Below are 12,872 nucleotides of genomic sequence, written 5' to 3' on the forward strand. Positions count from 1 at the left end.
TACCTTGTAAAAGGTACATATGGTATCGCTACTACTTATCATAGTGTAGCTGTTTTAATCAGTAAATTAAAATAGTAATTTATTTAGCAAGCGCCTCATCAATAACTTTTGCCTGCGCAATTTTATGTGAATCCATGTCACCTTCAGAAGTTGAAGACATTTCTGGACGTCCAACATATTTTACCTTTTTACCATCTGCTAGGTCTAGTAAATATTCTAATGCATATTTCCATGGACCTTGGTTTTTAGGTTCTTCTTGTACCCAATAGATTTCTTTTGCATTTGGATATTTTGCAATGATATCAGCAATTTTTTGTGATGGGAATGGGTAAAGCTGTTCAACACGAACAATATGAAGATTATCATATTCTTTCCCATCTTGCACACGGTCTGCTAAATCAATTGTTACTTTACCAGAAGCAAGAATGATGCGTTCCACTTTTTTAGCATTGCCACCTAAACCAGGTTGTTCAATTACTTCTTGGAAACCACCTTCAGAAAGCTGTTCCTGTGAGGCCGCAGCTAATGGATGGCGAAGTAAAGATTTTGGTGAAGGAATGATTAAAGGACGAATAGCTTCAGTTCCTAACATTTTCGCTTGACGGCGTAATAAGTGGAAGTAGTTTCCTGCATTTGAGCAGTTTGCAACAATCCAGTTATTTTCAGCCGACAATTGTAGATATCTTTCAATACGTGCTGAAGAGTGCTCTGGACCTTGACCTTCCATACCATTTGGCAGTAGGAATACTAAGCCAGACTTTTCTCCCCATTTAGAACGCGATGACGAGATAAAGTTATCAAACATAACTTGTGCCATATTAGCAAAGTCACCAAATTGGGCTTCCCAAATTGTTAAAGCATTATCATTTTCTAAATTATAACCGTACTCAAATCCAACAATAGCAGTTTCTGTTAATGGTGAATTGTGTACAGAGAATGATGCTTTAGAATCCGATACATTGTGTAATGGTACTAATTCAGCGCCTGAGTTTTTATCATGTAATACTAGGTGACGTTGAGAGAACGTACCACGTTGTGCATCTTGACCTGTAATACGGATTGGATTACCATCACGTAAAATTGCAGCGAATGCTAATGTTTCAGCATGACCCCAATCGATTTTATCAGTTTCAAGAGCTTCAACACGTTTATTTAAGATTTTAGCAAGCTTGTTTTGTGGCTCAAAGCCTTCTGGCCATGCTAATAAATCGTCATTAATTTGTTTTAGGTCTTCTTTACTTACACTTGTATCTACTACAGGATATTCATTTTTAACTGCTTCAGGCATTTCGATATCGAAATGTCCTTTTTCAGCACCCACTTGTTTAACATGATCGTAAGATGCTTGCATTTCTGCATAAACCTCTTCATCAAGCTTTTTCACTTGATCATGAGTTAGGATACCTTCGTTAGTTAATTTTTCTCCATAAAGTGCACGTACCGTTGGATGTTTTGTAACGATTTGATATGTTAACGGATTTGTAACGGTTGGGTCATCAGTTTCGTTGTGACCAAAGCGACGGTATCCGATTAAGTCTACTAAAATATCTTTGCCGAAAACTTTACGGTATTCGAATGCTAAACCAGCAACTTGTAATACCGCTTCTGGATCATCAGCATTAACATGAATTACAGGAATTCCATAACCTTTAGCTACATCAGAAGAATACTGAGTTGAACGTGAATCATAATGCTCAGTTGTGAATCCAATCATGTTATTAGAGATAATGTGAATGGAACCACCAGTTGAGAAACCACCAGTATTTGCATAGTTGAACACTTCTTGAACAATTCCTTCTCCCGCAAATGCAGCATCACCATGTACAAGTACAGCTACAGCTTTACTTGGATCGTGGCTAGGGTTTCCAGCGTTAGAAGTTACTTCTTGTGCAGCACGAGTAGAACCAGTAATAACTGGACTTACTACCTCTAAGTGTGATGGGTTGTAAGCTAATTTTACTTTCATGCCCGATTTTTTAGAATGAGTTGCACCCATATGGTATTTCACGTCACCAGTCCAACCTTTAGTAATTTCTAAAGATCCATCTGTTGGGAAGAAATAATCGTTTGGAACATGTGCAAAATCAGAAAACATCATATCATATGGTTTGTTTACAACGTGTGTTAGAACATTTAAACGACCACGGTGTGCCATGCCGATTTGTAAATATTTCATTTTTTCTTCGTCAGCTTTTCTAACGATTTCATCAAGTAATACTACTAATGTATCTAAACCTTCAATTGAGAATCGTTTTTGACCAACAAAAGTTTTATGAATAAATTTCTCGAAATCTTCAACACGAGTCAATCTTTCTAATAATGCTTTTTTGTTTTCAGCAGTTAGATTAAAAGCTGATGTACCAGACTCAATTTTGTCTTGAATCCATTGGCGTTCTGCTTCTTGAACATGAGTATATTCATAAGCGATTTTCCCAGTATATAGTGAACGTAAATAGTCGATTGCCTGTTTACCGTTGATAACGCTTCCAGGAGCATTATTAAAGAATAATGATGCTGGCATCTCTACTAAGTCAGATTCAGTTAAACCATAAGAAGCTAATTCAATACGTGAAGAATCTAATTTTCGGTCTTTTAATGGGTAAATATCAGCAGCTAAATGACCGTGAGCGCGAATTGCATCTGCTAATTGTACTGCAGCAAAGATTTTTTTAATATTGCCTGTATTGCCTGGTTGAGTTGTTACACTTTCAGTTACACCTTGTTCATTTCCAATAACTGGTGAGCCAAATTGCTGGAAAAGTGCAACTAGTTCTGGCTCTACTTGTTCAGGAGATTGTAAAAATAAATCGTATTGCTCCATCACGTATCCTAAGTTAGGACCAGAAAATGCTGACCAAGGGGAACCAGCAAATAATACATTGTTCGACATGAGATAACCTCCAAATTTCGCCCTAAGGCAGTTCCATTGTTGTAACTAAAATATTATTTCATATTTTACCATTCTTCTACAATAGAAATTATCTATTGAATTGATTAATATTTATTATTAATAAGATAATGAAGAACGTTTTTTTTCCATATCAATCTTACTACTCTCAATAAAAAAAACAACTATTTTTCACGAAATAAGCAATTTTTTTTGACTAATAACCCATTTTTTGTCTCAATATTAAAAATTATACTAGGAGACAGTAAATTTTAGTGTGAAAGTTGTACCTTTTCCTACTGTACTTGTTACGTCCATTTCGATTTGATATTTCTCTGAAAGCATTTTGGTGATACTTAATCCGAGACCGGTTCCACCGCCAATATTTTCTCTTGAGACATCTACTCGATAGAAGCGGTCAAAGATAAAGGGCAGATTGTCATTCGAAATTCCTATCCCATTATCTCTAATTGTTAAAAAGATGCTTTCCGTTAAGTAGTGTACGTCAATATCAATCACTGGTGATTTATCATTATATCGAATTCCATTTTCGATAATATTACGCAAAATCTGAGCCAACGCGTTTTCCGTAATATTAGGTTGTTTTTCTTCGCCATTTTCAGCAATATTAACAATCGCCTCAGGGTAAATGATTTGTAGCTCGTCCTTTACAGAGCTTAAAACGTTTCTCACATTTGCTTCAGCCTCTATATCCCGTTCTTCTTTTCTAGCCAAATTTAATAGCTCTTCAATCATTTTCTTCATGCGAATCACTTCTACAAGTGAAGTGTTCAAGGATTCCTCTAATACATCAGGATCATTTTTTCCCCATCGTTTGATTAATGATAAATGCCCTTCAATTGCCTGTATCGGAGTACGAAGCTCATGAGACGCATCTGATACAAATTGCTGCTGCTTTGCAAAAGAATTCTCTAAGTCCGCCATCATCGATACATAGAGCTTAAGCAAATCTCCAATTTCGTCATCTGCATCATAGGAGAAATTGATTTTTTCTTCAAAACCCTTTTTCTGAATGGATAACATGGAATCACGTAAATCCTGTAAAGGTCTAATCAAAATATTTGCTAAATAATAGCCTACAAATCCAGCTAATAATATAGCTCCAAAACCTGCGATAAGCATTGTGGTTAAAATATATTGCATCATCGAATGGAAGGTCGATAAGGGATGTATTAACTGCAGTATCCCTGTAAAGTCCTGAGTTTTGATAAGCTTATTAACAACATATACTTCCTCCTGATCCACTTCTTCTTTTGACACTATCATATTATCTAGCTGTGCATAGGAGGCTTCTAAAGGTACTGCCGAATTAACGTTATTAATTCTTATTATTTCATATCCATCAAAGTTAAAAATTCGAACCGTTTGACTTTGATTTAAAATTGCCTTTGATAAACCAGTGTTTTTTTGAATATCCTGTACTGATATCCAGTCGTCTTGTGAGTTAAAAAAAGAGGTTAAATCGTCGGCAGTTCGAATGGCGTTATTTTCTTCATTTTGAATTAGCCAGGAGTATAGTGCAATGTAGATTACACTACAGATAGCTGCATAGCTTATGAAAATGACGATTGCTGTTGAAATTGTCCATTTCTTTTTTAAGGATTGGTTATTTGGAAAAAGTTTAATAACTTTATTCATTCTCTCACCACATACCCAACGCCACGTACAGTTTCAATATATGGTGCAAGCTCTGTTTTCAGCTTAGCACGTAGGTGTCGAATGTAAACATCTACAACATTTGTCTCCACTTCAGTTTTATAGCCCCAAACAGATTGCAATATCATTTCTCTTTCGCAAACCCGATTTTTATTTTCACATAATAGCTTTAACAAATCATATTCAGTCTTAGTTAATTCTAGCTTTTTATTCTCAAAGCTTACTTCATAGGATTGGGGATTTATTATAATATCGCGCACCTTAATAAGATCGTAATCTTCCTCTACATTCGTATTAACCCTTCTTAAAACTGAACGAATTCTTGCGAGCAGCTCCTCAATGGCAAACGGTTTCACGATATAGTCATCTGCACCAGCATCTAATCCTGCCACACGATCCATTACAGCATCCCGCGCCGTAATTAAAAGAATAGGTACATCTGACTGTGTACGAACTCTACGACAGATTTCAATCCCATTTAAACCAGGAAGCATTACATCAAGTAATAGACAATCGAATGGTTGTTCTAATGCTATATTCAAGCCTTCCCTACCGTCGTGGGTTACAAACACATCAAATTGTTCATGCTTTAGTTCAAGCTCGATAAAACGGGCTATATTTTTTTCATCTTCTACTAATAGAATTTTCTTCTGCATCTTATCACCCTTTAAGCAAATAAATAGCCTCTTTTTAAGTTTAACTTAAAAGGAGGCTAGAACAAACTATAATAGTTCGGGACTATATATATTGTAATTATTTTTTGACGTCGTCTTTACACCATATAAGGCCTTATCTGAATGGGATAATAAATTCTCTAGGCTTACTCCATGGTCTGGATAAAATGAAATGCCGATAGATGCTGTTGGCGCAAACATTTGGTTAGATATCAACCAACCACGTTTTAAATTTTGATTGATTCTATCAACAATTTGCTTAACCTGTTGTTTCCGACTTATTTTCTCCTGATGTAATCCAGTTAAAATAATGGCAAATTCATCGCCACCCATTCGAACGACTAGGTCATTTCCACGAATGCTCCTAGATAAGGCCTTGCCGAATTGTATGATAAACTCATCGCCAACCTTGTGCCCAAACTGGTCATTTACCTTTTTGAAATTATCTCCATCAACATAAAGAACTGCCAAGGATTCTGAGTTCGAATTAGAGCTCTCTATGATGCTAGGAAACTCGTTTTGAAGATAACGTCTGTTTGGTAATTGAGTAAGAGAATCATGGTAGGCCAGAAATGATAGTTGATTTTCTATCGCCTTTCTATCATTAATTTCTCGCGCAACCATAATAATTTGAATCCCTTTGTTACGTAGAAAATCTTTAACTATTGTGTAATTGCACTCAGTCCAAAAATTCTCGCCTGACTTCGATTGATGGATCAATTCAATTTTCAAATCTTCCCCATCAGAATCAACTGAAAACTCTTCATTCCATTTAACCTTACTTTCAGGGGATAGAATATCAGTATAAAATTTACCGAGTAATTCCCCTTCATCAAACCCAAGCTTATTCGTATAGGCTTTGGAGACATATAATATGATGCCATCCTCATTAGTAATCACAATCATATCATTCGTATTTTCAGTGATAAGCTTGAACATATGCTCAATATTCTGAAGCTCTGTCAGCATTCTTTTCTTTTCAGAAATATCATAATAGACATTAATGTATTGTTTAATAGCACCATCTTCATCAAAAAATGGGATAATGGTTGTATCAGCCCAGTACGGAGCACCGTTCTTTGTTTGATTACAAATTTCCCCTCGCCAAACTTCACCTTTATGTAATATTGAAAAGATATTATCAAAAAACTCTTTGGAATGTGTACGAGAATTAATGATTTCAAGTGTATTACCTATTAACTCTTCTTTTACATACCCCATTTGCTGGATAAAACGATCATTTACATTTAAAATACGGCAATTTGGATCCATGATGATAATTTCTGCAACGCTATTAATGGCATACTGAAAATTAGAAAGCCCCATAGAGGTTGTGCGCAATTCTTTTTCTTGTTCAATTAGCTGTGTAACTTCCTGTAAGATGATGAAAACCGCTGCTACCTTCTCCAGCTGAATCAGGGGAGAAAAGGTAGCCGTAAAGCTTCTAGAATTCCCATTTTTGTCAATGAAGGTTAATAGCTTAGATGTTAAGTGTGTACCATCAAATGATTCATTTAAATACTGCTCTAGCTGCTCCTGATTAGAGATGAAGGGTAGATCAATAAGCTTCTTTAAACGAACCTCTTCAATATTCACATTAAAATCCTCTAAAAATTGGGGATTGGCTTCTAGTAGCTTCCCATCATTTGAGATTAAAACCGTTGATAAGAATGAATTAAAGAAAACTGAACGCATGAATAGATATTTATCCTCTAAATCTCGGTCGAAGGCAATTTCTTTTGTTATTGCTAACACATAAGTTCGATTGTTATCAAAAATAGGTATGACCGTTGTTTCATACTTTTTCACTTCAGAAAGGTAATAAATATAATCCTGGTAACTAACCTGACCTTTTTTAACTACGGCTTGATGATAATTTTGGGCGATTGTTTCAGAATCACTTGGCTTCATCACTTCAGCAATTGTTTTACCAACTACCTTTTGAGAAAGTATTTCAATAGATGATTTATTCAAATAGATGTAACGAAAATCCTCCCCGTCTTTTTCCATGAAATAAACCAGATCCCTGCTATTCTCAAAAAGCAAATCAAATTGAACCTTGGAAAAGCTTTGTAAAGACATTGAACACACCCTCCTACTCATCATTAAGAAGCAAAAGAAGCGGTCTCCTTCTTAACAAGTTCAAGACATTTTTCGTATAGTTTTTGTTCCCCAGTTTGTTGACTGCTTACAAATTTAAATTCGTTATCCATGATATCAACGACATAGGACGACGTAACTGTAGCATTACCGATAAGTGTTAACTTATAGCCATCCACGAGGATTTTAACTTCACATTTAACAAAGCCACCTGGATTAAATACAGTGACGACATCTGTATCTACAATGTTGTTTAACCTTGATACAAGTGCAGATGCGGTCATTGCTGTGCCACATGCATTCGTAAATCCGACACCTCGTTCAAAAGTACGAACGAAAATTGTGTCATTTTTCATTGGATAGACATAACTTACATTTACCCCGTCCTTAAAAAAGTTATTTTCACCATTTAAATGTTGAGATAACTCTTGCTGATGTGCATTATTTTGAATATCCTGCTGCTCTACAATTCCGATTAAATGTGGGTTTGGTACAGAAACAGCTGTATATGGAACCGTAGCTGAAAATTCTGGAATGATTTGATGCTGTATTTCAGTTTGTTGCTTATACTCCATAGGTAAACTCGTTAACGAAAATGATACTGGAGAAATTTCAACTGCATAAGTAGGAATTTCTGCTAATAATGATACTTCTTTTCGTACTTTTAAGTTTGCTTTCATTGTTTCAATAATTGCTTCTTGTTTATCTAAATTTTCACAGACAAATCTCGCCACACATCGGAGACCATTACCACACATTGAAGCTTCAGAACCATCTGCATTAATCACACGCATTTTTGCATCTGCTGATTTTGAAGGTAAAACGAGTAGTAACCCATCTGCACCATTATGGTTATCCTTTTGACATAACCACTTCGTTAGTTCAACCCAGTTAAACTCATTTTCGTCGCTAGTATTATATAAGTAAAATGTGTTACCTGACCCATGTACTTTTAAAAATGTTCTTTCCACGCATCAATCGCTCCCTATTTATCTTTACTTCTATCATAATTGTAAATGATTTATGAAGCAACTTAATAAATCTTTTAAAAATTTTATAATTTGTTCACAATTTTTAATGAGCAAAAATTGTATTTTTAGATTAAAATTATTGTATAAAATCGAAATTCTATAATATGATGTTAACAGAATTTAAATGTAAATATAGTATTTTTGATGCTATTTTTCTTAAACTAATAAACTTCAAAAATATTTGTTTGACGTCTAGTTCCTTTAGGTATATTATTTCAAATGTTGCCTTGTTATTAAGTAATTTTCAGTTTTGCAACTATCCTAAAAAAGGAGGCGTTTCATTTGTTAAAGTATAGAGATCTTTCAGAAACGAATGAGTTATACCAATTAATGATCCACCCAACAGTTTTCCCATACGTTCGTCATAAAGTAAACTCAGATGAAGAGTATCTATTTATCACGAAACAACTATTAGAAGAAGAACAACTAGGCAAGACTATCTCAAGAACGATAACCGATGACTGGGGTCAACCTATTGGTACGATCACTTTATATGATATTCAAGATGGAGCTGGCTTCCTTGGAACATGGATAGGTGTACCATTTCAAGGTAAAGGTTATAACCAAGCAGCAAAGCATGAATTTCTAAAAGAGCTCTTTTTTGAAAAAGACATTCATACAGTTTTCTTACGTATCCGTAAAGAAAATGAAAAGTCAAAACGTGCAGCACAAAAACTACCGTACGTAATTGATGCAACAGAAACAAACCCTGCTTTATATGAGGAAATCAACGCAGGCGAAACAAAATTTGACTTATATAAAATTCCAAAAGACTTATTCTACATTGTTTCTGCAAATGACCAATCAAACGAAGAAGAACAAGCGATGTAATTCTCGTATCTTCTTGCTATTATAAATATTTACATGAGTATGTTAAAAAACAGCCAGAAGCTTTTGCTTCTAGGCTGTTTTTGTTCTTGAAATCTAACCATAATCATCTAGTCAAATTATTTCTCGAATTTAAGGATTAATTTTACCATTTCATCTGGTGTTTTTGGGCTTTCCGCTTGTTCCATAGCTTGTTTATATTCATTACTTTTTTGTATTAATGTGTTGATGGCCTTCATAAAGGTACTCTTTGAAAGCATTTCCTCTTCTAAGACATGAGCAAAGCCTTGTTTTTCGAAAATATTCGCATTCAATATTTGGTCACCACGACTTTTACTTGCTGAAAGCGGAATAAGAAGCATTGGTTTTTTCAAAGCTAAAAATTCAAAAATTGAATTAGAGCCCGCACGAGAAACAACAAAGCTAGCTGCATGTAGCAAATCTGGAAGTTCAGTTGTTACATAATCAAATTGCTTATACCCTTTTAAGTTATCTAAAGAGGCATCCACATTCCCTTTTCCACATAGATGAATCACATTGAAGGATGCAAGAAGCTCTGGTAAATTACTTCTTAAAGAATCGTTAAGTACAACAGAACCTAAGCTTCCTCCCATAATGAGTAATACCTTTTTCTCGTCCGTAAACCCACAAAGGCTTTTCCCCTTTGCTGCATTCCCTTTAAATAATTGCTCACGCACAATTGAACCGGTGCAGGTTGCTTTATCAATCGGTAAGTATTTTAAAGTATCTTGGAAGATCGTAAACACATGAGATGCAAAGGGTAATGCGATTTTATTGGCAAGGCCAGGTGTAACATCTGATTCATGAATAACAACAGGGATTTTAGCTAATTTTGCAGCTATTACAACTGGTACTGAGACGAATCCCCCTTTAGAAAAAATCATTGTCGGCTTCACTTTCCTAATAACCGAAAAAGCCTGACCAACTCCAGCTAAAACTTTAAATGGATCGGTAAAGTTCTTCATTGAAAAATAACGTCGTAATTTCCCGCTAGAAATACTGTGATAAGGAACTTCAGGATAGCTTTGAGTGATTAACTCCTTTTCAATGCCATCATTAGACCCAATATAATGAACGTCATATCCTTCCTTTAGCAAAGATGGAATAATCGCCTGGTTTAAAGAAACATGCCCCGCCGTTCCGCCACCTGTTAAAATAATTGATTTTTGATTCACAAAAAAACCCCTATCTAAATACAGCTAAATTGTATTTCACTTAAATTTATATGATTACAAAACAATATAATGAAAATTTACCAATAAACTTTCCGTTTAAGTCAATATTGTACCATATATCATTTTACTAACAATCCAAATAAATAAAAAGATACTAAGTGATATACCTTGAGTACTTATTCAATAATTATTTTTCCGAGTCCTAAATCGTTTCAGTATCGATTAAACCGTTTCTATTTCTTCAGCAACCAACTTTCAAGAAGTTTTACTTATTGTTACACTAGTTTAAACTACTAACTACTAATTATATAAACTTCCCAGATTCAAGCTTCATTACAAGCAAATAAAAAATACCGAGGAAGAGTGTTAGCTAACTCTTCGCTCGGTATTAATCTCAACAATTATAGCTGAATAAATTGCTGTGTCCAATAGTTTCCGTTTTCAACATAGCCTATTCCAATATGTGTAAAGCTTGAATTTAAAATGTTGGCACGGTGACCTTCTGAATTCATCCATGCTTGTACAACTTCTTCAGGCGTTCTTTGACCCTGAGCAATGTTTTCACCTGCAGCACGATAAGTAATCCCGGCAGCCTTTATTTGATCGAATGGGCTACCGTAAGTTGGACTTGTATGTGAGAAATAGTTATTAGAAGCCATATCCTGTGATTTTGCACGAGCAACCTTCATTAGAGGATTATAGGCTTTAAGTGGTGCCAAGTCATATTTAGCACGTTCTGCATTTGTTAACTCCACAACTTGAGCTTCAAATCCAGCTACAGAATCAGCCTCTGCTACTGTTGAGGGTTTTGTTGCTTCCTCCACTTGTTCAGCTGGTTTTGACACTGCTGGTTGTTCCGTCACTGGAGCTTGAGGTTTAACCACCTCTTGCTCCTTACTAGATTCTTGCTTCTCCACTTTTTTTGGCTCTTGAACTTTTTGTTCATTAGCAGTTTCATTCTTAACAGGTTTTTGCGATGGCTGTTCCCCTACAGAAACCTTACAACCTTTTAATTGTACCGCGATTAATTTTTCTAAGTTAGCTTTTGAGATTTGCAGTTTATTTGATAAATCTTTAACACTATGAACATTCGTGAAAGACAACTCATTTTTAAATTGAGCTAGAATATCTTCATATTGTTTCATATTTATAACCTTCACTTCATGTTTTACAGACTTTTCTTGCCCTTCCTCCTGATTAGATGCAGCATCTGCTGCTTGAGCTTGTGTTGAGATTAAACCAAGTGCACAAAATGTGATAAACCATTTTTTCATTTTGTATTCCTCCTCTCGCAACTAATCATATACGAGAATAATTGAAAAGAAGGATCCATAACCTGGAAGCATTGCCAACTCAAGTTCAAAATCTGGCTACCTATATGTTTAGAAAGAGCAGAAATAGGAAGGCTTTTCCTGCAAACGAAAAACTTACAACTGAAATGCTATTGACAAATTTTATAGATTGCTATATAAGGCAAAAACTTATCTTATATGACATCCATATTACATTTATTTTTCGCCGATAATATCGATTTCCTGAATGTTCTCGCCAATCATGACAATCTTCGGAGGCATATTGATATATTCAGGTATCCATTGCACCAATCCATATGCATATTGGAAAAGCATGGGGTTGCGAATTCCTTCTATCGGAACATAGCCTTTAATTCGATATACAGAGGACGGCATAGAACGAACCCATTCCTCAAATTGCTCTTGAGAAAAACTTTGCTTAAGCTCTACAAGACGCGAACTTAAATGTAGATGTTTACCAATTTTGGCAGCTTGAATATCGTCCTTAGATGCTTGTGCAGTTGCCTGTAACCCTTCAAGTAGCTTCAATGGGACCTTTCCATTAGTCGTTTGCAGGATAAAAGCATTTGGATTGACACCCTGCATTTCAAACACAACCTTCGCTTGTTCTGCTTCAGTTAATAAGTCCATTTTATTGGCAAGTAAAAGATGTGCATGACGAATTTGTTCTATAAATAGACTTCTAACCTGAGGTGTTAACGAAGAACGATCAAGCCAGAGCTTACTGTCTGCAACAGTGACTATTCCCTTAATATTGAGGCTTTCTGCAAATAAAGGGGAATACACCGCATCCAATGCCTCTACAGGATGCGCTGCCCCCGTAGTTTCGATTATTAAGACATCAAATTCATTATCCGCTAAAAGTGATTGGATTTGAGCCTCCGTTTTTTCTGCCCCTGAACAACAAATACAGCCCTCAAGCATTTCCTTTAAAGGAATCTCTTCATCTACTGCTTGTGAGTCAAATGGAAGCTTTCCTAATTCATTCATAATGACAGCAGGCTTTAGCCCCTTTTCTTTAAATTGTTTAAGGACATTAGTAAGCATGGACGTTTTGCCACTACCTAAAAAACCGCTGAATAAATATACATCTTTCATCTACAGCACACCTTTCCTGAATTTAATTAACAAAAAGAGGGCCTTCAATTGCTCATAAGTTGAACAAA

At 35.4% G+C, this 12,872-nt stretch carries 9 protein-coding genes; 1 reads left to right on the top strand and 8 read right to left on the bottom strand.

What is annotated here, in order from left to right:
- Positions 1-79: 79 nt before the first annotated feature.
- From BJ095_RS13605 to dapF, 5 genes are all read right to left on the bottom strand, one after another.
- Positions 80-2,890, bottom strand: a complete 2,811-nt coding sequence (locus tag BJ095_RS13605) for a 2-oxoglutarate dehydrogenase E1 component (protein WP_107936150.1) — start codon at positions 2,888-2,890, stop codon at positions 80-82.
- A 252-nt stretch (positions 2,891-3,142) separates the two neighbouring features.
- Entirely contained in the window at positions 3,143-4,546 is a 1,404-nt protein-coding gene (locus tag BJ095_RS13610; RefSeq protein WP_107936148.1) for a sensor histidine kinase, read from the bottom strand.
- Positions 4,543-5,220, bottom strand: a complete 678-nt coding sequence (locus BJ095_RS13615; protein ID WP_107936146.1) for a response regulator transcription factor — start codon at positions 5,218-5,220, stop codon at positions 4,543-4,545. The genes BJ095_RS13610 and BJ095_RS13615 overlap by 4 nt, the downstream gene beginning before the upstream one ends.
- A 66-nt stretch (positions 5,221-5,286) precedes the next feature.
- Positions 5,287-7,320 (bottom strand): sensor domain-containing protein, encoded by a 2,034-nt coding sequence (locus BJ095_RS13620; RefSeq protein ID WP_181418070.1) that lies wholly within the window; start codon positions 7,318-7,320, stop codon positions 5,287-5,289.
- Positions 7,321-7,343: 23 nt separating this feature from the next.
- On the bottom strand, positions 7,344-8,309 hold the full coding sequence (dapF, locus tag BJ095_RS13625; protein ID WP_107936142.1) for a diaminopimelate epimerase: 966 nt from the start codon (positions 8,307-8,309) through the stop codon (positions 7,344-7,346).
- Between the two features lie 342 nt (positions 8,310-8,651).
- Between dapF and BJ095_RS13630 the strand changes: the two genes are divergently transcribed.
- Positions 8,652-9,200 carry a GNAT family N-acetyltransferase gene (locus tag BJ095_RS13630; RefSeq protein WP_107936140.1) on the top strand — a complete coding sequence of 183 codons (549 nt, stop codon included), beginning with the start codon at positions 8,652-8,654 and terminating at the stop codon, positions 9,198-9,200.
- Positions 9,201-9,316: 116 nt separating this feature from the next.
- Here the strand turns inward: BJ095_RS13630 and BJ095_RS13635 are convergent, their stop codons facing one another.
- The 3 genes from BJ095_RS13635 to BJ095_RS13645 all read right to left on the bottom strand — a co-directional run bounded on the left by BJ095_RS13635 (position 9,317) and on the right by BJ095_RS13645 (position 12,804).
- Positions 9,317-10,393, bottom strand: a complete 1,077-nt coding sequence (locus BJ095_RS13635; RefSeq protein WP_107936138.1) for an undecaprenyldiphospho-muramoylpentapeptide beta-N-acetylglucosaminyltransferase — start codon at positions 10,391-10,393, stop codon at positions 9,317-9,319.
- A 401-nt stretch (positions 10,394-10,794) separates the two neighbouring features.
- On the bottom strand, positions 10,795-11,667 hold the full coding sequence (locus BJ095_RS19465; RefSeq protein WP_107936136.1) for a CAP domain-containing protein: 873 nt from the start codon (positions 11,665-11,667) through the stop codon (positions 10,795-10,797).
- A 234-nt stretch (positions 11,668-11,901) separates the two neighbouring features.
- The gene (locus BJ095_RS13645; RefSeq protein ID WP_107936134.1) at positions 11,902-12,804 is read right to left on the bottom strand and encodes a CobW family GTP-binding protein; all 903 of its coding nucleotides are present in this window, start codon (positions 12,802-12,804) and stop codon (positions 11,902-11,904) included.
- Between the last annotated feature and the right edge of the window lie 68 nt (positions 12,805-12,872).

It is taken from the genome of Ureibacillus chungkukjangi (assembly GCF_003217295.1).
Lineage (GTDB): Bacteria > Bacillota > Bacilli > Bacillales_A > Planococcaceae > Ureibacillus > Ureibacillus chungkukjangi.